Genomic DNA, 21315 nt, shown 5'->3' on the forward strand with positions numbered 1-21315 from the left:
GGGATGCGGATTTGGGGGGCAGCGTTGGGGGTCGGGCTTGCAGCTTGCTGCATGGCGTCGGCGCGCGCCCAGTCGATCAATCCCGGCGTGATCCAGAACGACATCGACCGGCAGCGCCGCCAGCTCGAACAACAGAGCGCGCCGCCAAAGCTCACCGGCCCGGCGGTGATCGGCGGCGAGCGGGAGAAATCCCAGCTGCTGAAGCCGGGCGGACCGAAATTCCGTTTGCGCAAGGTCGAATTCGACTCCTCCAAATTCATCACTCCGGCGGAGCTGGACGAGATCGCGAAGAAATATGTCGGCAAGAACGTCGACATCGCCGCGCTGTTGCAGCTCGTCGCCGACATCAACGCGATCTACACCGAGCGCGGCATCGTCACCGGCATCGCGACCCTGCCGGACCAGGATGCCAAGGATGGGGTCGTCCGCATCAAGCTGACCGAAGGCCGGCTCCAGAAGACGACCATCGAGGGCAACAAGCAGACCCGCACCGACTACATCCTTCAGCGCGTTAGGGAGCCCGAAGGCGAGGTCCTCGACGTTCCAAAACTCAATCGCGACGTGATCTGGTTCAACCGCACCAACGACGTGCAGATCAAGGCGCTGCTCCAGCCCGGTACGAGCTTCGGCCTCACCGACCTCCAGTTCGCGGTGATCGAGCCGCCGATCGACACCTTGCAGCTCTTCACCGACAACCAGGGCGTCGAGAACACCGGGCGCTGGGAGGGCGGGGCCTTCTACAAGCGCCACGGCCTGTTCGGCGTCGACGACCGCCTGACCTTCTACGGCGTCCGCTCCGACGGCAACCTCAACGGCAACGTTGCCTACAGCATCCCGGTCAATCCCTGGGGCGGCCGCGCCGGCGTCAGCTACACCGAGGGCAAGATCAAGATCATCCAGGGACCGTTCGTCGCGCTCGACGTCACCGGACGCTCGAGCCAGGCCGCGGTCAATTTCAGCCAGCCGGTCTGGGTGACGCAGGACTGGCTGGTGCTGCTCAACGCCGCCTTGACCGAGGGCAAGACGGTCAGCCGATTCGCCACGGTCGCCGTCACCGACGATCACTACGACAAGACGACCGCGGGTGTTTCAGTGACCAAGTCCGGCAACACCTATTCGATCACGGTGTCGCCGGCGGTGAACTACATCGCATGGCACGATTACGTGCTCGGCAACAACCGCGCGTTCAACACCTATACCGGTTCGCTGCTCGCGACCAGCGCCGCAGGGCCGGCGAATTTCAGCGCCAATGTGCTGGCGAGCTGGCAGTACACGCAGGAGAAGCTGCTGCCGGGCGACCAGATCTTCTCGATCGGCGGCCCCACCACCGTGCGCGGCTATCCCTCCAACTCGGCGTCCGGCGACAGCGGCTACTATTTCAACGCCGAGTTGCACTACAACTGGTCGCAATGGCTGAAAGGTTTCGACACCTACATCTTCACCGATTGGGGCGGAGTGTATTCGACCTTCCCCGGGGTCACCGAACTTGCCTCGGTCGGCATCGGCTTCTCCTGGACCTACGCCTCGTTCATGACGTTCGAGGCGAACTACGCGACGCCGCTGAAGATGGCGGTCTCGACCCAGAACCATTACGAGGCCTATGGCCGCGTCATCTTCCGGCCGCTGTTGATGTTCGAGAAGCCGCAAAGCCCCGCGCCAGTGGCGGCCGTTGCCGGCAGGAGCAGGTCGTAGCGGGAAGGGGTATCCGCTCGCTCCGTCGTAGCCGGGCAGAAGCCATCTTCAGACAGATGTCCCCCTCTCTCCGCGTCATTGCGAGGAGCTCTTGCGACGAAGCAATCCAGAATCTTTCTGCGGAAAGACTCTGGATTGCTTCGCTACGCTCGCAATGACGGAGGATGGACTAACCGCTGGCGTCTGACTGACGCGCTTGAGGTTCTGCCGGCTCAGCGCCGCAGCGTGAACTCCTCCGCGCCGCGTCGGTGTTCCCATTCTGCCTGCTCCAGCTCAGGCCGATCGCATTCAGTCTCGGGATAGCCGATGCAGAGATAGGCGATGAACTTCCAGGTATTGGGCACGTCGAGAATGGTGTGGATGCGCGCGGGATTCAGGATCGAGACCCAGCCGATGCCGATGCTATCGGCGCGCGCGGCGAGCCACATCGCGGTGATCGCGGCGACCACGGAATATTCCGTCGTCTCCGGCATGGTGGCGCGGCCGAGGCCGTGGCCGATATCGCTCGCCTTGTCCGCGAACACCGCGAGATGGCCGGGGGCCTGTTCGAGACCCGACAGTTTCAGCGTGGCATAGCGTGCCGCGCGTTCGCCGGCATACGCATTCAACGCATCGGCGTTGCACGCCTTGAAATCGTCGATCACGGCCGTGCGCCGCGCAGCATCATCGACGGTGACGAAGCGCCAGGGCTGGCTCAGGCCGACCGACGGGGAAAGACAGGCCGTCCCGATCAGCCGCGCGATGGCGCCCTCCGGCAACGGATCGGTGCGAAAGCGGCGCACGTCGCGGCGCCACACGAACAGCTCGCGTAAATGTTGGCGGAAGGTGTCGTCGAACTCGACCATGAGATCAGCCTCCCATCCGGAAGGACGCCGCCACCAGCAGAATGAGGATCTCGCCGATCTGCTCGAACGCACCCAGGATGTCGCCGGTCTGTCCGCCGATCTGGCGGATGGCAAGCCGCGCCAGCAGCAGGCCGGCGAGCGACAGCAGGATCAGCCCGACCAGCGCCTTGCCCGGCCCGAGCGCCAGTGCGAGGACGAGCGTTCCAACAGCGAAGGCAATGGCGACGCTGCGGCCCGGTGGCACTCCTGCGCTCGCCGAAAGCCCGTCCGGCCGCGCCGGCGGGACCAGCGACATGAAGGCCGGCACGCCCGCGCGCGCCGCGGCATGCGCCGCGCAGAGCGCCAGCCCGACGGCCCAGGGACTAGCGATCGCCGCGAGTGCGCTCCAGCGCAGGCCGAACGACAGGATCAGCGCGCAGACGCCGTAAGTGCCGATCCGGCTGTCGCGCATGATCTCGAGCTTGCGCTCGCGCGTGCGGCCGCCGCCGAGCCCGTCGGCGGTGTCGGCAAGGCCGTCCTCGTGCAATGCACCGGTGATGAGGGCGGTCGTCGCCAGCGCGAGCAGGGCGGCAAGGTTCGGTGTCAGCCCGAACCGGCTGGTGATCTTGTAGACGAGGGCGCCGGCAAGGCCGACCAGCAGTCCAGCAAGGGGAAGCGCCCAGGTCGCGCGGGCGACGGCGCCGTCGCCCGCGGGCTTCGAGGATGCCACAGGCAAGATCGTGACGAACGACGCCGCCATCCTGAGATCGGCGATGACGTCCCGCAAAAGTTCGGCGCGCGGGATCATTTCAATTTCATCGGTAGGCCGGCGACGACGAACTCGACCTCGTCGGCAACGGCCGCGATGATCTGGTTCATGATTCCGGCGGCGTCGCGATAGCTGCGCGCCAATGCATTGTCGGGCACGATGCCGAGGCCGACCTCGTTGGTGACGAAGACGACGGGGCTTTTCAGGCGGGGCAGGGCGCCGGAGAGCTCGGTCACCTCGTGTTCCCAGTCGCGCTCTGCATGCATCAGGTTGGAGAGCCAGAGCGTCAGGCAGTCCACCAGCCTTGCGCCGCCGCCATCGCTTGCTACCAGTGCGGGCACGAGATCGAGCGGCACTTCGCGTTCGATCCAGTCGGTTCCGCGGCGTGCGCGATGCTTCGCGATGCGCGCCTCCATTTCGGCATCGAGCGCTTCGGCCGTCGCGACATAGACAGGCTGCCCGGGAAAGGCGCGCGTGCGCATTTCCGCACGCTTGCTCTTGCCGGATCGCGCTCCGCCCGTGATCAAGATGACGGCCATCAAAGTCTCCTATCAGCCTGACTAATCACCAATCGTGGTCAAAGACAAAGCCGAAATCAGGCCGCCGGGGGCTTGCGCTCGCCCCTCGCTTTGCGCAACAGGGGCGGGACAGGAGACAAATGTGGGCTTTGCGGGCGCGATGGTGGTGGCGATGGCGGTGGATGCCCTCCTGGGCTGGCCGTCATGGCTGTTCGCGCGGATCGGCCATCCCGTGACCTGGCTCGGCCGGCTGATCGGCGTCGTCGATACCGCCTGGAATCGCGCGTCCGATCCGCCGGCGCTTCGCCGCGCCGCTGGCATCGCCGGGGCGCTCGTGGTGATTGCGCTCGCGGTCGCGCTTGGCTGGGTGCTTCAGTCCTTGCTTCCCTCTGGCTGGATTCAGATCGTGCTGGTGGGCGTCCTGGCGTGGCCGCTGGTCGCTTTGCGCTCGCTGCATGATCATGTGGCTGCCGTGGCGGCACCCTTGCAGGCCGGTGACATCGCCGCTGCGCGCGAAGCGGTCTCGCGCATCGTCGGCCGTGATCCTGCTGCGCTCGATGAAGCCGGCGTCGCGCGCGCGGCGATCGAGAGCCTCGCCGAGAACGCTTCCGACGGCATCGTGGCGCCGGTGTTCTGGGGCGCATTGTTCGGCCTGCCCGGTATTTTGGGCTACAAGGCCATCAATACGCTGGACTCCATGATCGGCCATCGCAGCGAACGGCATGAAGCCTTTGGCTGGGCCGCCGCTCGCATCGACGATGTCGCCAACTTCATTCCGGCGCGGCTGACCGGGTTTCTGTTTGTGCTGCTGGCGCCGCGGCGATCGGAGGCGCTGTCGTGCATGATGCGGGACGCCCGCCGCCATCGCTCGCCCAACGCCGGCTGGCCGGAAGCGGCGATGGCCGGTGCGCTTGGTGTGCGCCTCAGCGGTCCCCGCATCTATCACGGCAGCGCCACCGACGAGCCCTGGCTCAATGAAGGCGCGCGCGATCCGCGCGCCGCCGACATCAGCGAGGGATTGACGGTCTACCGCCGCGCCATGCTGCTGCTCGCCGGTGTGCTTGCGGTCCTTGCCTTCACGTGAAAGAACGGGGCATGCGCGAGCACGGTGGAAATCTCGATCTGGCCCAGCAGCGTTTTGGCGGACGCGCGGAGGACTGGATCGACCTGTCGACCGGGATCAACCGGCTGCCTTATCCCGTGGGCGAGGTGAGCGCACGCGCGTGGAGCGCGCTGCCGTCGCGCGCGGAGATCGACGCATTGCATCAGGCCGCGCGGCATGCCTATCGCACGAGCGCGCCGATCGTCGCGCTTGGCGGCGCGCAGGCCGCCATTCAATTGTTGCCGCAATTGGCGCCGCGTGGCCGCGCGTGCATCTTGGCTCCGACCTACAATGAATATGCCGGGGTGTTGTCGGCCGCGGGCTGGGATGTCCATGAGGTCAGCGAGCGCGACGCGCTGGCCGGCGCGGACCTCGCCATCGTCGTCAATCCCAACAATCCCGATGGCCGGTGTCTTGCGCCGAGCGATTTGCTCGCATTGCTTCCGCGCGTCGGCCGTCTCGTCGTCGACGAGAGCTTTGCCGATGCGGTGCCGCAGCTTTCGCTTGCATCGCAGGCGGATCGGCAGGGGTTGCTGATCCTGCGTTCGTTTGGAAAGTTCTTTGGTCTTGCCGGCCTGCGGCTGGGCTTTGCACTTGGCAATGCGGCCGACGTCGCGAAGCTCGCGGTGGCCTCGGGGCCATGGCCGGTCTCGGGTGCGGCGATCGCGATCGGCAGCCGCGCGTTGCGCGACGATGCCTGGGCGGAGGCCACGTCAGCGCGGCTTGCGCGTGACTGTGTTCGCCTCGACGAGATGGCACGAGAACAAGGCTGGGCGCTGGTTGGCGGCACGTCGCTGTTTCGTCTCTATGAGACGCGTGACGCGCTTGCCGCGCAGGAGAAACTCGCGCGCGGCCAGATCTGGTCGCGCGTCTTCGCGCGGAACCCGACATGGCTGCGCCTCGGACTTCCCGGCAGCGAGGCCGAATGGTCGCGCCTTGCCGAGGTCCTAGCGCGCTAGCGCGAGCAGGCCTTCGACATCAAGATGCTTTTCGATGTGGTCGGCGAGGGCGTCGAGCGCGCTTTCGACCCTCGCATGATACGGCTCGTTGCCCGCGGGAATATCGAGCCTGGCTAAAAACGCCCTGCGGAAGTCATCCGATGTGAAGAGGCCGTGCAGATAGCTGCCCTGCACGCGGCCATCATTCGATATCGCGCCTTCCGGCTCGCCATCCAGCGTCGCGAACGGGCGAGCGCGATCCGGCCCGTCAGTGCGGCCGATGTGGATTTCATAGGCTTCGATCGGCTGATCCGTCGCGGCATGCACGGCCGCGACACGCGTCAGCGTCTTCTGCGGGCTCATCACCGTTTCCACGTCCAGAAGTCCGAGGCCCGGTGTGTCGCCTGCGGGGCCTTCGATCCCTTCGGGGTCGGCGACGCTGCGTCCGAGTATCTGATAGCCGCCGCAGAGGCCGAGCACATGGCCGCCCCTGCGGTGATGCGCGAGCAGATCGATGTCCCAGCCCTGAGCGCGCAAGAAGGCCAGATCGCCGCGGGTGGATTTCGAGCCGGGGATGATGACGAGGCGGACGTCGCCGGGAATCGCTTGGCCCGGGCGGACCATCACGAGATCGACGTTCGCCTCGAGCTTGAGCGGATCGAGGTCGTCGAAATTGGCGATCCGCGACAGTGCGAGACAGGCGATCTTGCACTGCCCGGGCTTGCGCGCATCGCTGAGGCCCAGCGCATCCTCGGCCGGCAGCTCGCCGGCACGCGCGAACCAGGGCAGCACGCCAAGGCCGCGCCATGCGGTCTTCTGCTCGATCAGCCTGTAGCCGTCGTCGAACAGGGTGGGATCGCCACGGAACTTGTTGATGACAAAACCCTGGATCATCGCGGCATCATCGGGGTCGATCACCGTCTTGATGCCGACGAGCTGGGCGATGACGCCGCCGCGATCGATGTCGCCGACCAGCACCACCGGCACGTCGGCCTTGCGCGCAAAGCCCATATTGGCGATGTCGGCCTTGCGCAGATTCACCTCGGCCGGACTGCCGGCGCCTTCGACCAGCACCAGATCTGCGCGCGTCTTCAGCCGCTCGAAGCTTTCCAGCACGGCGCCCATCAGCGACGGCTTCATCGCCGCGTAGTCGCGCGCCCGCGCGGTCGCGATGCGCTTTCCGTGAACGATCACCTGTGCGCCGACATCGGTCTCGGGCTTGAGCAGCACCGGGTTCATGTCGGTGTGCGGCTCGACGCCGGCGGCGAGGGCCTGCAACGCCTGGGCGCGGCCGATCTCGCCGCCGTCGACGGTGACGGCCGCATTGTTCGACATGTTCTGCGGCTTGAACGGCAGCACGCGCAGGCCGCGCCGCGTGAAGGCGCGCGCGAGACCGGCGACGATGAGCGACTTGCCCACGTCCGAGCCGGCTCCCTGGATCATCAGCGCACGCGCCATCGGGAGGATCTTCAGAACTCGACGCCGGCTTGCGCCTTGATGCCGGAGCGGAACGGATGCTTGACCAGCGTCATCTCGGTGACGAGATCGGCGATCTCGATCAGCTCGTCCTTGGCGTTGCGCCCGGTGAGGACGACATGGGTCATCGGCGGCTTCTGCGTCGTCAGGAACTCGACCACTTCGGCGATGTCGAGATAGTCATAGCGCAGCGCGATGTTGATCTCGTCGAGCACGACCATGCGCAGGCTGGAATCGAGGATCAGCTCCTTGGCCTTCTCCCAGCCGGCACGCGCGGCGGCGATGTCGCGGGTGCGGTCCTGCGTCTCCCAGGTGAAGCCTTCGCCCATGGCGTGGAACTGGCAGAGGTCGCCGAAATGGCCGGTGAGCAGGCGCCGCTCGCCGGTATCCCAGGCGCCCTTGATGAACTGCACGACGGCGCAGGGGAAGCCATGGGCGACGCAGCGGACGATCATGCCGAAGGCGGAGGAGGACTTGCCCTTGCCGGCGCCGGTATGGACGATGATGAGGCCCTTTTCGCCGCTCTTGGTCGCCATGATCTTGTCGCGGGCGGCCTTCTTCTTCGCCATTTTCGCGGCGTGGCGGGCGTCGGTTTCCTCAGCTGTTTGGGTATCCGGTTCAGGCGTCATCGGTCCCGGTCCTTCGGCTTGACAAGAGGCGGCCGGGGGCAAATGGTGGCCCGGCGTTGGTTCCTGTCCTATGACAGGCGAAGAGGGAATGCGATAGGGTCCGAATCGGCAAGATTTAGGTCCAAAATGCAGCCGCCCCCGCGACCGTGACCGGAGAGATGCCCGAAGCCACTGATCCCCAGGGATCGGGAAGGCGGGGATCGAAGGGGAAAACCCTGCTCCGCAAGCCGGGAGACCTGCCAGCGCGGACGAGTTTTGGACCGGCGGACGGGGTGTTCCGCGACGGGGAAACGGGCCTTCAAAAGAACGGTCCGTGTGCCTCATCGCCTCCCGATGTTTATCCTGGAAGAGGCGATGACCGTCACACTTCACGTCTGTATCACCTGCCGTGCCGGCGAGACGCCTGGCGAGGGCGAGGCGACGCCCGGCAAGCGCCTGCATGGTGCGATCCTCGACGCCGGCGTGCCCGACGGCGTCAATGTGGTTCCCGTTGAATGCTTGTCGGCATGCAGCCAGGGGTGCTCGGTCGCGCTCAGCGCGCCCGGCCGCTGGTCCTATGTCTATGGCCGCCTGTCGGACGCGAACGCGCGCGACGTGGTCGCCGGCGCCGCGGCCTATGCGGCCGCGCCTGACGGTCTCGTGCCCTGGCGCAGCCGCCCGGAAATATTCCGCAAGCAATCGCTTGCCCGCATTCCCCCCATTGCCGTCGTGCCGGAGGCCGCTGAATGAACTCGCTCGCAAAAGTCCCGGTGACGGTGGTCACGGGTTTTCTCGGCTCCGGCAAGACGACGCTGATCCAGCATCTGCTCGCAAACCCTGACGGCAAGAAGCTCGCCGTGCTCGTCAACGAGTTCGGTAGCGAGGGCGTCGACGGCGAGATCCTGAAATCCTGCGCCGATGCGAACTGTCCGGAAGAGAACATCGTCGAGCTCGCCAATGGCTGCATCTGCTGCACCGTCGCCGACGATTTCATTCCGACCATGGAAAAGCTGCTGGCGCGCCCGGTGCGGCCCGATCACATCCTGATCGAGACCTCGGGCCTGGCACTGCCGAAGCCGTTGCTGAAGGCGTTCGACTGGCCGGAGATTCGTTCGCGCATCACGGTCGATGGCGTGATCGCGCTCGCCGATGCGGAGGCCGTTGCCGCCGGCCGCTTCGCGCCCGACCCGATTGCTGTCGAAGCGCAGCGCGCGGCGGACGAGAGTCTGGATCACGAGACGCCGCTGTCGGAAGTGTTCGAGGACCAGATCGCCTGCGCGGACATCGTGCTGCTGACCAAGGCCGATCTCGCCGGCAGCGCAGGCATCGAAGCCGCCAAGGCCGCGATCACCGCCGAGATGCCGCGCCGCGTGCCGATGCTCCCCGTGACCGACGGTGCGATCGATGCGCGCGTCATCCTCGGCCTCGGCGCTGCCGCCGAGAACGATCTCGCCGCGCGCCCCTCGCATCATGACGGCGAGGAAGAGCACGAGCATGACGATTTCGCATCCGTCGTGATCGATCTTCCGGAGGTTACGGACGTCGACACGCTGGTCGCTTCGGTCCAGCGCCTGGCGCGCGAGCAGAACGTGCTGCGTGCCAAGGGCTATATCGCGGTTGCGGGCAAGCCGATGCGCCTGTTGCTGCAAGCCGTCGGCGAGCGCGTGCGCCACCAGTTCGACAAGCCCTGGGGCGCAGGCAGCAGGCAGTCGAAGCTCGTCGTGATCGGCGAGCACGGCGATATCGACGAGGCCGCGATTAGGTCAGGACTTGGTCTTTCAGGATCTGGCATCTGATGCACGTCGTCTTCCGCGAGAGCCGCGGTCTCGAGGAGACCGCGACGCCAAGGGACATCGGCCAGGACCCGGCCGATCTCGTGGTGCTCTCGTATTCGGATTCCGATCTTGCCGCGTTCGCGGCCGGCTGGCGGCGCGGCCGTGACAGCCTGCCGTCGCTGCGGCTCGCCAATCTCGCGGAGCTGCGTCATCCGCTGTCGGTCGACACCTATGTCGAGCGCACGCTGTCGCGGGCGCGCGGCATCCTGGTGCGGCTGATCGGCGGCGAGTCCTATTGGCCATATGGGTTAGCTGCCCTGCAACAGCTCGCCAAGGATCGCAACATCGTACTGGCTGTGCTGCCGGCCGATGGCCGCGACGACACGCGGCTCGATGCGTACTCCACGCTGCCGGTCTCGACGCTGCGGCGGCTCAAGGTGCTCTGCGACACCGGTGGGCCGGTCGCCGCGCAAGCCGCGATCGCGCAGCTCGCGCTGGCTTCGGGGCTCTATGCCGGCCCCGTCGTCGGCGAGATGACCGTGCCCGAGATGGGATTTTACGATCCCGCGCGGGGAGTGATTGCGGCACCGGCAGCGAGCCAGGGGAATCCGCTCGCGCTCGTGACCTTCTATCGCTCTTATCTCACCGCGGCGGACACCGGCCCGGTCGATGCCCTGATCGCGGCGCTGCGTGAGAAGGGATTTGATGCCTACGGCGTGTTCGTTGCCTCGCTGAAGGCTGCGGGTGTTGCGGATTGGCTGCGAGCGTATTTCGCCAAGAATCCTCCGGCCGCGATCGTGAATGCGACGGCGTTCTCTGCGGCAGGCGACGACGGCACGACGCCGTTCGATGCCGCATCCTGTCCCGTGTTCCAGGTCGCGCTCTCCACGGCGCGGCGCGCGGACTGGGCGGAGTCGCTGCGCGGCCTGTCGCCCGGCGACCTCGCGATGCATGTGGTGCTGCCGGAGGTCGACGGCCGTGTGTTCACGGGCGTGGTAAGTTTCAAATCGGCCGCGGAGCGTGATCCCGATCTGCAATTTTCGCATCTGGCGCACAGGCCGGACGAAGAGCGCGTGACGGCCGTCGCCGCGCGCGTTGCGGCCTGGCGTCGCCTCGCGGAGAAGCCGACTTCCGAGAAGCGCGTTGCGATCGTGCTCTCGAACTATCCGGGCCGTCCGCACCAGATCGCGCATGCGGTGGGGCTCGATGCGCTGGCGTCCGTCGAGGCCTTGCTGTCCGACCTGACAGAGGTCGGCTTCGATGTCGCGCCGGTCCACGCGCTCGGCGGGACGCTGCTCGAGCGGAAATTGACCTGGAGTGTCGCGGAGTATTGCGCGGCACTCTCGCGTCTCCCGCAGGTCCTGCAGGATGATCTTGTGCAAGCCTGGGGTGGCCCGGAGGATGACCCGGGTTGTCGTGACGGCGCATTCCATTTCGCGGCTATCGCTTGCGGCCAATCGATCATCGCGGTTCAGCCGGAACGCGGCGATGCGACCACCCGCGATGCCGACTATCACGATCTCGCCCGCACGCCGCGCCATGCCTATGTCGCGTTCTATCTCTGGCTCAGGCAGCAGGGCTGTGATGCCGTCGTGCACATGGGGGCGCACGGCACGCTGGAATGGCTGCCCGGAAAATCGGTGGCGCTGTCGTCGCGCTGCTGGCCGGAAGCCCTGATCGGCGATCTGCCCGTCGTCTATCCCTTCATCGTCAACGATCCCGGCGAGGCCGCGCAGGCCAAACGGCGTCTGGGTGCCGTGACCATCGGCCATCTGCCGCCGCCGCTCGAGCAATCCGCGGTGCCGGAAGGCCTGCGCCGGCTCGAGCGTCTGCTCGACGAATATTCGACCGCCGACGGGCTCGATCCTGCCCGCCGCCAGCGGCTGATCGCCGCAATCCGCGACGAGGCGCGGGCCGCCGGCCTCGAGGACGATCTCGGCCTTGATGCATCGGCGGCGCCGGCCGAAGCGATTCCGCGGATCGACCGCTTCGTCTGCGATCTCAAGGAAAGCCAGTTCGGCGATGGCCTGCACGTGTTCGGCCGCGGCGCCTGCGGCGAGGCAGAGCGCGATGCGCTCCGTGCCGCGCTTGCGGGAATGCGCGTCGCACCGGGACCGTCGGGCTCGCCCTATCGCGGGCGCCAGGACGTGCTGCCGACCGGGCGCAATCTCTTCGCCGTCGATCCGCGCGCGGTGCCGACGCCGTCGGCACATGCACAGGGGATCAAGCTCGCGGAAGAGCTGCTGCGCCGCCACCTGCAGGATCATGGCGACTGGCCGAAGGGCCTCGTGGTCGATCTCTGGGGCTCGGCGACGATGCGCACCGCGGGCGAGGAGTTTGCGATGGCGCTGCATCTGGCCGGTCTTGCGCCGCGCTGGGACCACGCCTCCGGCCGCGTCACCGGCTACGACATCATTGCGCCGGCCGAACTGGGCCGCCCCCGCATCGACGTCACGCTGCGCGTGTCGGGCCTGTTCCGCGACGTCTTCGCGGGCCTTGCGCAATTGTTCGAGGCTGCCGCCGAGGCGCTTGCAGCTCGCGAGGACGAGGGCGAGGAGAATCCCTATCGCCATCGTGCCTCCCGCGTGTTCGCACCGCGTCCCGGACAATATGGCGTTGGCCTCTCCGCGATCCCGGATGCCTTCACGCCCGAGACGCGCGACGCGGCCGGCGAAGCGTGGCTGTCGGCATCGTCCTGGGCTTTTTCCGCCGATGGCGCGATGCAGCCGGATCGCGCCGGCATCGAGACGCGGCTCGCAGCCGCCGATGCTTTCGTTCACGTGCAGGATTTGCCGGAAACCGATCTGCTGCTCGCCGCCGACTACGCCGCGCACGAAGCCGGTATCGCGGCGGCTGCGGCACATCTCGGCGCGGCAGGACCATCGCTCTATCATCTCGATACGACGCGCCCCGAGCAGCCGCATGCGCGCACGCTGACGGAGGAGGTCTCTCGCGTCGTCCGCGCGCGTGCGGCCAACCCGGCCTGGATCGCCGGCATGATGCGCCACGGTTTTCGAGGCGCCGCCGAGATCACCGCGACGCTGGAACACATGGCCGCCTTCGCGCATCTGGCGGGTGCCGTGCCGCCGCATCTGTTCGATCTCTACTATGACGCGACGCTCGGCAACGACGACGTCCGCGCCTTCATGGCCCGCGAAAATCCGGCGGCGCTCGCTGCCATGGAGACCTGCTTCACGCGCCTGCATGAGGCCTCACTCTGGCAAACGCGCCGCAATTCGATCGCGGCTGCGCTGAGGGAGGCGTCATGAGCGCTTCCGCGGTCAAGGGCTGGTGTCCCGGCGCGCTGCGCCCGATGCAATCGGGCGACGGGCTCGTGGTCCGCGTACGCCCCTTCGGTGGGCGGCTCGAAGCCGCGCAGGTCGCCGGGCTTGCCGAGCTCGCCGAACGCTATGGCAATGGTCTGATCGATGTGACGAGCCGCGCCAACCTCCAGATCAGGGGGGTGAGCGAACAGGGCCATCGGCCGCTGCTCGAGGGCCTTGCACGGCTGCAATTGCTCGACCCCGACACGGACGTCGAGGCCCGCCGCAACATCCTGGTGACGCCATTCTGGAATGTTGGCGACGAGACGCAGGCGCTCGCCGCGGAGCTGGAAGAGGCGCTTGCCGACAGCGCGCTCGATCTTCCCACAAAGTTCGGATTCGCCATCGATGACGGAACCTCGCGCGTGCTCGCCGGCGATTCCGCCGATGTGCGCATCGAGCGCGATCGCGGCGGCCGGCTCCTGGTGCGGGCCGATGGCGCGAGGCTCGGCCGCTCTGTCGCACGCGGACAGGCGGTGAGCACGGCGCTGGCGCTCGCGCACTGGTTCATCACATCAGGCGGCGCGAAGGATGGGCGAGGGCGCATGGCGGCCCATGTCGCGGCCGGCGCGGCATTGCCTGGGACATTGAACGGCGACACCGAGCCCGCGCCCGTGATGGCGGCGTCACGGCCCGGGCATTATCCGCAAGGCGCCATGGTCGGCGTCGCGTTTGGGCAGATGCTGCACACCACGCTCCATCAATTCTCCGGCTGCGGCCATGCGCTGCGCATCACGCCATGGCGGATGGTGCTGAGCGAAGGCAAGCGCGAGATGCCGAGCGGGGCGGGCCTCATCACCGAGCCCCACGATCCGGCACTGCGCGTCATCGCCTGCAGCGGTGCGCCGCGTTGCCGCGAGGCGCATGCCGACACGCGCGCGCTGGCAGCCGCCCTTGCACCGCGTATCGCGCTGGACACGCGGCTTCACGTCTCCGGCTGCACCAAGGGCTGCGCGCGGTCCGGCGCATCCGCGGTGACGCTGGTTGCAACCAGTGCCGGATTCGATCTCGTCCGTGACGGCTCGACCCGCGACGAACCGGTTTTGCGCGGATTGAACGGCGCCGACATCGTCAGCGATCCCTCCATCCTGGTCGGGGGGCACTGATGCCGCACACCTACGAGACCGATGGCGCGGCGATCTACCGCCAATCCTTCGCGACCATCCGGACCGAATCGGATCTTGCGCGCTTTTCGCCGGACGAGGAGCCGGTGGTCGTGCGGATGATCCATGCCGCCGGTATGGTCGGCCTGGAGGCGCATATCCGCTTCACGCCCGGAATGGCGACCGCCGCGCGCGCGGCCTTGCAGAAGGGCGCGCCGATCCTGTGCGACGCGCGCATGGTCTCCGAAGGAATTACACGCGCGAGATTGCCGGCGGCCAATGCTGTGATCTGCACGCTCGGCGACGAGACCGTTCCGGCGCTGGCGAAATCCATGCGCAACACGCGCTCTGCCGCGGCGGTGGAGCTGTGGCGGCCGCATCTCGATGGCGCGATCGTCGCGATCGGCAACGCGCCGACTGCACTGTTTCACCTGCTCAACATGCTGGAAGACCAGAACTGTCCGCGGCCTGCGGCGATCATCGGCTGCCCCGTCGGCTTCGTCGGCGCGGCGGAATCCAAGGCGGCACTGATGGCCGATCCGCCTGTGCCGGCGCTGACAGTCGAGGGCCGTCTCGGCGGCTCCGCGATCACGGTCGCCGCCGTGAACGCGCTGGCGAGCCGGAGCGAGTAGCCATGGGACGCATCATCTGCTGCGGTCTCGGCCCCGGCGATCCCGACCTGATGAGCGTGCGCGCGGATCGCACCGTGCGCGGCGCGAAGCACGTCGCCTATTTCCGCAAGAAGGGGCGGCCCGGCCAGGCGCGGCGTATCGTCGAGGGCATGCTGGGTGCCGACGTCACCGAATACCCGATGGAATATCCGGTCACGACGGAGCTCGCCTTCGACAGCGCGGAATACGTCCAGCTGCTGGCCGGCTTCTACGACGAATGGGCGGAGCGGCTGGCGCGGCTTTCGCGCGCGGTCGACGTCGTCGTGCTCTGCGAGGGCGATCCCTATTTCTACGGCTCCTTCATGCATCTGCACACGCGCCTGCAGGGGCGCGTCGAGATCGAGGTGATCGCGGGCATTCCCGGCATGGTCGGCTGCTGGAACGGCGTCGGCCGGCCGATCGCGCTCGGCGACGACGTGACGACAGTGCTGATGGGCACGCTCGCTGAAGACGAGCTCGAACGGCGCATGCGCGATTCCGATGCGCTCGTCATCATGAAGACCGGCCGCAATCTCGCAAAGGTGCGCCGCGCGCTCGCTGCCGCCGGCCGGCTCGACGACGCCTGGCTGGTCGAGCGCGGCACCATGCCGGGCGAGCGCGTGGTGCGGCTCGCCGAGATCGATGCCGCCGATTGTCCTTACTTCGCGATCGTGCTCGTGCACGGCAAGGGCCGGCATCTGGACGCGGGCGAATGACGGGCTCGCTGACCATCGCAGGCCTCGGGCCGGGCAGCGATGCGCTGGTGACGCCCGAGGTCTCTGCCGCGCTTGCCTCTGCGACCGACATTCTGGGCTACGCGCCCTATGTCGCGCGTGTGCCGCCGCGAGCGGGGCTCGCCCTGCACCCATCCGACAATCGCGAGGAGCTGCAGCGCGCGAGCGAGGCCCTGCGGCTCGCGGCCGAAGGCGGGCAGGTCGTCGTCGTTTCCTCCGGCGATCCCGGCGTCTTCGCGATGGCGTCCGCCGTGTTCGAGGCGCTGGAGCAGGCGCCGCAATATCAGGAGCTGCCGATCCGCGTGCTGCCCGGCATCACCGCGATGCTGGCAGCGGCCGCGCGCGCTGGCGCGCCGCTCGGGCATGATTTCTGCGCGATCAATCTCTCCGACAATCTCAAGCCGTGGGCGGTGATCGAGAAGCGGCTGCGGCTTGCCGCGGAAGCCGATTTCTCGATTGCGATGTACAATCCGCGTTCGGCGAGCCGGCCGGAGGGCTTTGGCCGCACACTTGCCGTGTTGAAAGAGGCCGGCTGCGGTGATCGCCTCGTGATTTTCGCGCGCGCGATCAGCACCGCCGACGAGAAGATCGAGACGGTCACGCTGAACGAAGCGACGCCCGAGATGGCCGACATGCGCACGCTGGTGATCGTCGGCAATTCGCAGACGCGCCGCGTCGGCCGCTGGATCTATGCGCCGAGGCAGGTGCGATGACCGAGCCACTGCATGATCTCGGCCACGCTTTCGACCCGCATCCGTTCGGGCAGTCTTGGCCGCGCGATCATGATCACGGGCAGGCGGAGCACGCGGGCCGCGTCGATCTTGGCGCGCGCGCCGTCGCCGCCGGAGTTGCGGGCGACGATCCACGCGATGCCGCGCGCGCGCACCATCTCGAGCTCGCCGTCGAGCGTGAACGGCCCGCGCGATACGATCACGTCAGCCGGGAAGGGCAGCGCGGCTTCGGGCGGATCGACGAAACGCAGCGTGTAGGCGTGCTGTGGCTTGGTCGCGAATGGCGCGATGTGCTGGCGGCCGATGGCGAGGAACACTTTTGCCGGCGCCTCGGGGAGCGCGGCGGCTGCGGCGCTGACATCCGCGACCTCGATCCAGTTGTCTCCGGGCACTTTGGTCCAGGGCGCACGTTCCAGTGCGATCAGCGGCGTCTTGGTTTCTGCACAGGCCTCGACCGCGTGGCGGCTCATCTCGGCCGCGAAGGGATGCGTCGCGTCGATCACATGCGTGATGCCTTCGCCGCGGATGTAATCGGCCAGCCCGCTCACGCCGCCAAAACCGCCGATGCGCGTCGGCAGCGGCTGATCGGAGGGCGTGCGGGTGCGGCCGCCATAGGAATAGACGGCGTCGATGCGCACGCGCGCGATCTCCGCGGCGAGCACGCTCGCATCGGCGGTTCCGCCCAGAATAAGGGCGCGCGGCATGGCTGATCCCTGGCTGACCATCATCGGTATCGGCGAAGATGGCCTTGCCGGGCTGTCGGAAGCAAGCCGAAAGGCACTTGCTAACGCCGAAACCGTCTTTGGCGGTGAACGGCATCTTGCGCTTGCCGGCGTGAGCGGTCGCGGCCGCCCATGGCCGGTGCCGTTCGACGCAGATGTCGTGCTGAGCTGTCGCGGCCGGCCGACGGCGGTGCTCGCCTCCGGCGATCCTTTCTGGTACGGCGCGGGTGCAAGTCTTGCCGAGAAGCTCGACACGGGCGAGTGGGTTGCCCATTCAGCCCCGTCGACCTTCTCGCTCGCCGCCGCGCGGCTGGGCTGGCGTCTCGAAGCCGTTGTCTGTCTCGGGCTTCACGCCGCGCCGTTCGAGCGGCTCGTGCCGCATCTGGCGAATGGCGCGCGCATCATTTGTCTCGTGCGCGACGGGAAAGCCGCCGGTGATCTCGCGAAATGGCTGAGCGCGCGCGGATGGGGGGCTTCGGCATTCTGGACTCTCGCCGCGCTCGGCGGCCCACGCGAAAGCCTCAAGGAGCATTGTGCGGGCCGCTTTGCCGGCGATCTCGCTGGAAACCTGGTCGCAGTGGCGATTGAGGCGAAGGGCGCGCAGGGCATTCCCCGCAGCTCGGGACTTTCAGACGATCTCTTCGTCCATGACGGCCAGATCACCAAGCGGCCGGTGCGCGCGCTCGCGCTCTCGACGCTGGCGCCGCGTTCGGGCGAGCGGCTGTGGGACATTGGCGCCGGCTCGGGTTCGATTTCGATCGAGTGGGCGCTGTGCGGCGGGACGGCGATCGCCATCGAGGCGCGCGAGGATCGCGGGGCGAACATTCGCAGCAATGCAGCGTCGTTCGGACTGGTGCATCGGATCACCGTCATCACAGGGAGGGCGCCCGAAGCTCTCGCTGCGCTGGACCCGCCGGATGCCCTCTTCATCGGCGGCGGTCTCGATAGCGCGATGTTCGACGCGATCTGGTCGCGGCTTGCGCCGGGTGCGCGGCTGGTTGCCCATTCAGTGACGCTGGAGACGGAGGCGCTGCTTGGCGAGCTGCATCAGCGCCACGGCGGCGAGCTGATGCGGGTCGAGATCGCGCATGCCGGGCCGCTCGGCCGCTACCGGTCCTGGGAGGCTGCGCGTCCCGTGGTGCAGTGGAGTGCGGTCCGATGAAGGTCGCCGGGCTCGGATTCAGAAAGGATGTCACGCTAGCTTCGCTGCGTGAGGCGCTGCTGGCGGCCGGTGGTTCCGAAGGCCTTGCGGCGGTCGCGACTGTCAGCGAAAAGGCCGAGGTGGAAGCGTTGAAGCAGCTCGCGCGGGAATGCGGCGTGCCGGTCATGGCTGTCCCGGCCGACATGCTGGCCGGCATCGAGACACCGACGCGGTCGAAGCTCGTCGCGGAAAAATTCGGTACCGGATCAGTCGCTGAAGCCGCGGCGCTCGCTGCGGCTGGTCCGCGCGCGCGATTGATTGCGACGCGGGCGGTCTCGCAGGATCGCACCGCGACGGCGGCGATCGCGGAAGGAGACGGCGCATGACGGTGCACTTCATCGGTGCGGGGCCGGGCGCCCCTGACTTGCTGACGCTGCGTGGCCGCGACCTGATCGCGGTGTGCCCGGTCTGCCTCTATGCCGGCTCGCTGGTCCCTGAGGGCGTGCTGGCGCATTGCCCGCCTGGTGCGCGGATCGTCAATACCGCGTCGCTGTCGCTCGACGGGATCGTGGCGGAGATCGCCGCCGCGCACGCCGAGGGCAAGGATGTTGCTCGCTTGCATTCCGGCGATCTCTCGATCTGGTCAGCAATGGGCGAGCAGCTCCGCCGCCTGCGCGCGCTCGGTATTCCCTATACGGTGACGCCGGGCGTTCCGTCGTTCTCGGCGGCAGCGGCGGCGCTGGAGACTGAACTGACGCTGCCGGGTCTTGCGCAATCCGTGGTGCTGACACGCACACCGGGCCGCGCCAGCGCGATGCCTGAAGGCGAAAAGCTCGCCGCCTTCGCCGCGACCGGCGCGGTGCTTGCGATCCATCTGTCGATCCACCTGCTCGACAACGTCGTCGCCGAGCTGACGCCGCATTACGGCGCGGATTGCCCCGTCGCGATCGTCTGGCGTGCGAGCTGGCCGGAGCAGCGCATCGTCCGCGCCACGCTGGCAACGCTCGATGCCGCCGTCGGTCCCGAGATGGAGCGCACCGCGCTGATCCTGGTCGGCAGGACGCTCGGCGCGGCCGATTTCGACGAGAGCCGTCTCTATGCCGCCGATTACGATCGCCGCTATCGGCCTGTTGGCGCCGAGCCGCGCTTTCCGGAGGCATCGTGATGCCGGCAGGGCTCGTCATCTCCGCGCCTGCCTCCGGCGTCGGCAAGACGACGTTGACGCTGGCGCTCGCGCGCGCCTGGCGCACTCGCGGGTTGAACGTGCAGTGCTTCAAGAGCGGGCCCGACTACATCGATCCCGCCTTCCATGCCGCCGCGACGGGACGTGCTTCCGTCAACGTCGATAGCTGGGCGATGGATCGCGGGACGATCGCGCATCTCGTCAGCCGCGGCACCGATGCCGATGTCGTGCTCGCCGAAGGCTCCATGGGCTTGTTCGACGGCGTTGCCGCGCGCGGCGTCTCCGGCACCGGCGCCACCGCCGATATCGCGGAGATGCTGGGCTGGCCGGTGGTGCTGGTGATCGACCCCTCCGGACAGGCGCAGACGGCCGCCGCAATTGCCGCGGGCCTTCGCGACTATCGCGCGGGTGTGCGCCTTGCCGGCGTCGTGCTCAACCGTGTCGCCAGCCCGCGCCACGAAGACCTGGTGCGGCGCGCGCTCAACGATGCCGGCATCGCCGTGTTCGGCGCGCTGCCACGCCATGCCGAGATCAGCCTGCCGAAGCGGCATCTCGGCCTGGTGCAGGCCGAGGAGCAGGCCGAGATCGGCAAGCTGATCGACGAGGCCGCGCGCTTCGTCGCCGAACATGTCGATCTCGATGCGGTGCTGCGTTCGGCAGCCAGCTGGTCGCCGCAGCCTGCCGCGAATGATCTGAATGTGACACCGCCCGGCCAACGCATTGCGCTGGCCCGCGATGCAGCCTTCTCCTTCGTCTATCCGCATATGCTGGAAGCCTGGCGCGCTGCGGGCGCCGAGATCTCGACATTCTCGCCGCTTGCCGATGAAGCGCCTGACGCGAGCGCCGATGTGTGCTGGCTCCCCGGCGGCTATCCCGAGCTGCATGCCGGGACAATCGCGGCCAATGCGCACTTTCGCAGCGGCCTGCGCGCGTTCGCTGACACACGGCCGGTGCACGGCGAATGCGGAGGCTATATGGTGCTGGGAACCGCTTTGACCGACGCCGACGGCGTTCGCCACGAGATGACCGGCCTGCTTGGCCTCGAGACGAGCTTTGCCAAACGCCGCGTGCATCTGGGATATCGTCTCGCTGCGCTCGCCGCCCCGATGCCGGGGCATCAGGTCGGCGCGCGGCTGCGCGGTCACGAGTTTCACTATTCGACGATCGTCGCGCAGCCGGACACGCCGCTGGCGGTCGTGCACGATGCAACAGGTGCGGTCATCGCCGAAACGGGCTCGCGCCGCGGCCACGCCACGGGCACCTTCTTCCATCTGATCGCGGAGGACCGGTGAGCGGTTTTGTCACTTTCATTTCGGCCGGCCCCGGCGACCCCGAGCTTCTCACGCTCAAGGGCGCCGCGCGGCTGCGGGATGCCGACGTCGTGCTGTATGACGACCTCGCGTCCGGCGCGATCCTCGATCTGGCCCGGCCCGGCGCCAATCTGGTCGCGGTGGGCAAGCGGGCAGGGCGGCCCTCGACCAAGCAGCACCATGTCAACCGCCTGCTGGTCGACTATGCCGCAACCGGCTCGCGCGTCGTGCGGCTGAAGTCCGGCGATGCCGGCATTTTCGGGCGGCTGGAGGAGGAGCTCGACGCGCTGCGCGAGGCCGGCATCGGCTACGAGATCATTCCCGGCGTCACCTCGGCCTGCGTTGCGGCGGCGCAAGCCGGCATTCCGCTGACCCGGCGCCATACCTCGCGCCGGGTGCAGTTCGTGACCGGGGCCGACGTCACCGGCGAACTGCCGCCAAACCTCAACTGGGCGGCGCTGGCCGATCCGGAGGCGACGACCGTCGTCTATATGGGCCGGCGCACTTTTCCGGCGCTTGCCGCAAAATTGATCGAGCACGGCCTCGCCGCGGACACCCCGGCGCTGTTCGCCGAATCCCTCGGCCGTCCGGACGAGCGGCTGATCCGCACCACCGTGACCGAGCTGGCCGAACGGCTTGCGCGAGGCGGCGCAGCCTCGACGGCGGCCGTGATCCTGTTCGGTGCTCTGGCGGGGGATTATCCGTCGTGACGGCGC

21 protein-coding genes and 1 riboswitch are annotated in these 21315 nt (G+C 67.8%); of the genes, 15 read left to right on the forward strand and 6 right to left on the reverse strand.

Annotated features, from left to right (window positions below):
* Positions 1–3 precede the first annotated feature (3 nt).
* On the forward strand, positions 4–1692 hold the full coding sequence (locus NLM15_RS15135; RefSeq protein WP_254117861.1) for a ShlB/FhaC/HecB family hemolysin secretion/activation protein: 1689 nt from the start codon (positions 4–6) through the stop codon (positions 1690–1692).
* Positions 1693–1904: 212 nt separating this feature from the next.
* On the opposite strand, the gene bluB is transcribed toward NLM15_RS15135, so the two are convergent.
* From bluB to cobU, 3 genes are read right to left on the reverse strand one after another with little or no spacing between them, the layout of a single operon-like run.
* Positions 1905–2537, reverse strand: a complete 633-nt coding sequence (gene bluB, locus NLM15_RS15140; protein ID WP_254117862.1) for a 5,6-dimethylbenzimidazole synthase — start codon at positions 2535–2537, stop codon at positions 1905–1907.
* Positions 2538–2541: 4 nt separating this feature from the next.
* Positions 2542–3324 (reverse strand): adenosylcobinamide-GDP ribazoletransferase, encoded by a 783-nt coding sequence (gene cobS / locus NLM15_RS15145; protein WP_254117863.1) that lies wholly within the window; start codon positions 3322–3324, stop codon positions 2542–2544.
* Complete coding sequence (gene cobU, locus NLM15_RS15150; RefSeq protein ID WP_254117864.1) at positions 3321–3824, reverse strand: bifunctional adenosylcobinamide kinase/adenosylcobinamide-phosphate guanylyltransferase; 504 nt, start codon at positions 3822–3824, stop codon at positions 3321–3323. Before cobU ends, cobS begins: the two co-directional genes overlap by 4 nt.
* A 121-nt stretch (positions 3825–3945) precedes the next feature.
* On the opposite strand from cobU, the gene cbiB reads away from it, so the two are divergent.
* Both cbiB and cobD read left to right on the forward strand, forming a co-directional pair.
* Positions 3946–4887 (forward strand): adenosylcobinamide-phosphate synthase CbiB, encoded by a 942-nt coding sequence (cbiB, locus tag NLM15_RS15155; RefSeq protein ID WP_254117865.1) that lies wholly within the window; start codon positions 3946–3948, stop codon positions 4885–4887.
* An 11-nt stretch (positions 4888–4898) separates the two neighbouring features.
* Positions 4899–5864 (forward strand): threonine-phosphate decarboxylase CobD, encoded by a 966-nt coding sequence (cobD, locus tag NLM15_RS15160; RefSeq protein WP_254117866.1) that lies wholly within the window; start codon positions 4899–4901, stop codon positions 5862–5864.
* Here cobD and NLM15_RS15165 read toward each other — a convergent pair.
* Entirely contained in the window at positions 5853–7301 is a 1449-nt protein-coding gene (locus tag NLM15_RS15165; RefSeq protein WP_254117867.1) for a cobyric acid synthase, read from the reverse strand. The two genes, cobD and NLM15_RS15165, sit on opposite strands and share 12 nt — an antisense overlap.
* An 11-nt stretch (positions 7302–7312) precedes the next feature.
* A complete protein-coding gene (gene cobO, locus NLM15_RS15170) occupies positions 7313–7948 on the reverse strand; it encodes a cob(I)yrinic acid a,c-diamide adenosyltransferase (protein ID WP_254117868.1) in 636 nt (211 codons plus the stop codon).
* 40 nt (positions 7949–7988) lie between these two features.
* A riboswitch (cobalamin riboswitch) is annotated at positions 7989–8207 on the forward strand.
* A 95-nt stretch (positions 8208–8302) separates the two neighbouring features.
* On the opposite strand from cobO, the gene NLM15_RS15175 reads away from it, so the two are divergent.
* From NLM15_RS15175 to cobJ, 7 genes are read left to right on the forward strand one after another with little or no spacing between them, the layout of a single operon-like run.
* The gene (locus tag NLM15_RS15175) at positions 8303–8677 is read left to right on the forward strand and encodes a DUF1636 domain-containing protein (RefSeq protein WP_254117869.1); all 375 of its coding nucleotides are present in this window, start codon (positions 8303–8305) and stop codon (positions 8675–8677) included.
* Positions 8674–9723 (forward strand): cobalamin biosynthesis protein CobW, encoded by a 1050-nt coding sequence (gene cobW, locus NLM15_RS15180; RefSeq protein WP_254117870.1) that lies wholly within the window; start codon positions 8674–8676, stop codon positions 9721–9723. The genes NLM15_RS15175 and cobW overlap by 4 nt, the downstream gene beginning before the upstream one ends.
* Positions 9723–12971, forward strand: a complete 3249-nt coding sequence (cobN, locus tag NLM15_RS15185; protein ID WP_254117871.1) for a cobaltochelatase subunit CobN — start codon at positions 9723–9725, stop codon at positions 12969–12971. The genes cobW and cobN overlap by 1 nt, the downstream gene beginning before the upstream one ends.
* Positions 12968–14131 (forward strand): precorrin-3B synthase, encoded by a 1164-nt coding sequence (gene cobG / locus NLM15_RS15190; protein ID WP_254117872.1) that lies wholly within the window; start codon positions 12968–12970, stop codon positions 14129–14131. The genes cobN and cobG overlap by 4 nt, the downstream gene beginning before the upstream one ends.
* Positions 14131–14760 carry a precorrin-8X methylmutase gene (locus NLM15_RS15195; RefSeq protein WP_254117873.1) on the forward strand — a complete coding sequence of 210 codons (630 nt, stop codon included), beginning with the start codon at positions 14131–14133 and terminating at the stop codon, positions 14758–14760. The genes cobG and NLM15_RS15195 overlap by 1 nt, the downstream gene beginning before the upstream one ends.
* A 2-nt stretch (positions 14761–14762) precedes the next feature.
* On the forward strand, positions 14763–15494 hold the full coding sequence (locus tag NLM15_RS15200) for a precorrin-2 C(20)-methyltransferase (RefSeq protein ID WP_254117874.1): 732 nt from the start codon (positions 14763–14765) through the stop codon (positions 15492–15494).
* Positions 15491–16225: a precorrin-3B C(17)-methyltransferase gene (gene cobJ / locus NLM15_RS15205; protein WP_254117875.1), complete on the forward strand. Its 735-nt coding sequence runs from the start codon at positions 15491–15493 to the stop codon at positions 16223–16225. Before NLM15_RS15200 ends, cobJ begins: the two co-directional genes overlap by 4 nt.
* On the opposite strand, the gene NLM15_RS15210 is transcribed toward cobJ, so the two are convergent.
* Entirely contained in the window at positions 16201–16947 is a 747-nt protein-coding gene (locus NLM15_RS15210; RefSeq protein WP_254117876.1) for a cobalt-precorrin-6A reductase, read from the reverse strand. The two genes, cobJ and NLM15_RS15210, sit on opposite strands and share 25 nt — an antisense overlap.
* On the opposite strand from NLM15_RS15210, the gene cbiE reads away from it, so the two are divergent.
* Genes cbiE through cobA form a run of 5 tightly spaced genes read left to right on the forward strand, consistent with a single transcriptional unit; the run spans position 16946 to position 21309 of the window.
* Positions 16946–18127 (forward strand): precorrin-6y C5,15-methyltransferase (decarboxylating) subunit CbiE, encoded by a 1182-nt coding sequence (gene cbiE, locus NLM15_RS15215; protein WP_254117877.1) that lies wholly within the window; start codon positions 16946–16948, stop codon positions 18125–18127. The genes NLM15_RS15210 and cbiE overlap by 2 nt on opposite strands.
* Complete coding sequence (locus NLM15_RS15220; RefSeq protein ID WP_254117878.1) at positions 18124–18492, forward strand: cobalamin biosynthesis protein; 369 nt, start codon at positions 18124–18126, stop codon at positions 18490–18492. The genes cbiE and NLM15_RS15220 overlap by 4 nt, the downstream gene beginning before the upstream one ends.
* The gene (gene cobM, locus NLM15_RS15225; RefSeq protein ID WP_254117879.1) at positions 18489–19271 is read left to right on the forward strand and encodes a precorrin-4 C(11)-methyltransferase; all 783 of its coding nucleotides are present in this window, start codon (positions 18489–18491) and stop codon (positions 19269–19271) included. The genes NLM15_RS15220 and cobM overlap by 4 nt, the downstream gene beginning before the upstream one ends.
* The gene (locus tag NLM15_RS15230) at positions 19271–20581 is read left to right on the forward strand and encodes a cobyrinate a,c-diamide synthase (protein ID WP_254117880.1); all 1311 of its coding nucleotides are present in this window, start codon (positions 19271–19273) and stop codon (positions 20579–20581) included. Before cobM ends, NLM15_RS15230 begins: the two co-directional genes overlap by 1 nt.
* The gene (gene cobA / locus NLM15_RS15235; protein ID WP_254117881.1) at positions 20578–21309 is read left to right on the forward strand and encodes a uroporphyrinogen-III C-methyltransferase; all 732 of its coding nucleotides are present in this window, start codon (positions 20578–20580) and stop codon (positions 21307–21309) included. Before NLM15_RS15230 ends, cobA begins: the two co-directional genes overlap by 4 nt.
* Positions 21310–21315 lie beyond the last annotated feature (6 nt).

The sequence above is a fragment of the Bradyrhizobium sp. CCGB20 genome (assembly GCF_024199855.1).
Taxonomy (GTDB): Bacteria; Pseudomonadota; Alphaproteobacteria; order Rhizobiales; family Xanthobacteraceae; genus Bradyrhizobium.

Excerpts from the sequence above, each read along its gene's own strand:
- NLM15_RS15135 (WP_254117861.1), top strand. The coding sequence starts at position 4 with ATGCGGATTTGGGGGGCAGCGTTGGGGGTCGGGCTTGCAGCTTGCTGC.
- bluB (WP_254117862.1), bottom strand. The coding sequence starts at position 2,537 with ATGGTCGAGTTCGACGACACCTTCCGCCAACATTTACGCGAGCTGTTC.
- cobS (WP_254117863.1), bottom strand. The coding sequence starts at position 3,324 with ATGATCCCGCGCGCCGAACTTTTGCGGGACGTCATCGCCGATCTCAGG.
- cobU (WP_254117864.1), bottom strand. The coding sequence starts at position 3,824 with ATGGCCGTCATCTTGATCACGGGCGGAGCGCGATCCGGCAAGAGCAAG.
- cobD (WP_254117866.1), top strand. The coding sequence starts at position 4,899 with ATGCGCGAGCACGGTGGAAATCTCGATCTGGCCCAGCAGCGTTTTGGC.
- NLM15_RS15165 (WP_254117867.1), bottom strand. The coding sequence starts at position 7,301 with ATGGCGCGTGCGCTGATGATCCAGGGAGCCGGCTCGGACGTGGGCAAG.
- cobO (WP_254117868.1), bottom strand. The coding sequence starts at position 7,948 with ATGACGCCTGAACCGGATACCCAAACAGCTGAGGAAACCGACGCCCGC.
- NLM15_RS15175 (WP_254117869.1), top strand. The coding sequence starts at position 8,303 with ATGACCGTCACACTTCACGTCTGTATCACCTGCCGTGCCGGCGAGACG.
- cobW (WP_254117870.1), top strand. The coding sequence starts at position 8,674 with ATGAACTCGCTCGCAAAAGTCCCGGTGACGGTGGTCACGGGTTTTCTC.
- cobN (WP_254117871.1), top strand. The coding sequence starts at position 9,723 with ATGCACGTCGTCTTCCGCGAGAGCCGCGGTCTCGAGGAGACCGCGACG.
- cobG (WP_254117872.1), top strand. The coding sequence starts at position 12,968 with ATGAGCGCTTCCGCGGTCAAGGGCTGGTGTCCCGGCGCGCTGCGCCCG.
- NLM15_RS15195 (WP_254117873.1), top strand. The coding sequence starts at position 14,131 with ATGCCGCACACCTACGAGACCGATGGCGCGGCGATCTACCGCCAATCC.
- NLM15_RS15200 (WP_254117874.1), top strand. The coding sequence starts at position 14,763 with ATGGGACGCATCATCTGCTGCGGTCTCGGCCCCGGCGATCCCGACCTG.
- cobJ (WP_254117875.1), top strand. The coding sequence starts at position 15,491 with ATGACGGGCTCGCTGACCATCGCAGGCCTCGGGCCGGGCAGCGATGCG.
- cbiE (WP_254117877.1), top strand. The coding sequence starts at position 16,946 with ATGGCTGATCCCTGGCTGACCATCATCGGTATCGGCGAAGATGGCCTT.
- NLM15_RS15210 (WP_254117876.1), bottom strand. The coding sequence starts at position 16,947 with ATGCCGCGCGCCCTTATTCTGGGCGGAACCGCCGATGCGAGCGTGCTC.
- NLM15_RS15220 (WP_254117878.1), top strand. The coding sequence starts at position 18,124 with ATGAAGGTCGCCGGGCTCGGATTCAGAAAGGATGTCACGCTAGCTTCG.
- cobM (WP_254117879.1), top strand. The coding sequence starts at position 18,489 with ATGACGGTGCACTTCATCGGTGCGGGGCCGGGCGCCCCTGACTTGCTG.
- NLM15_RS15230 (WP_254117880.1), top strand. The coding sequence starts at position 19,271 with ATGCCGGCAGGGCTCGTCATCTCCGCGCCTGCCTCCGGCGTCGGCAAG.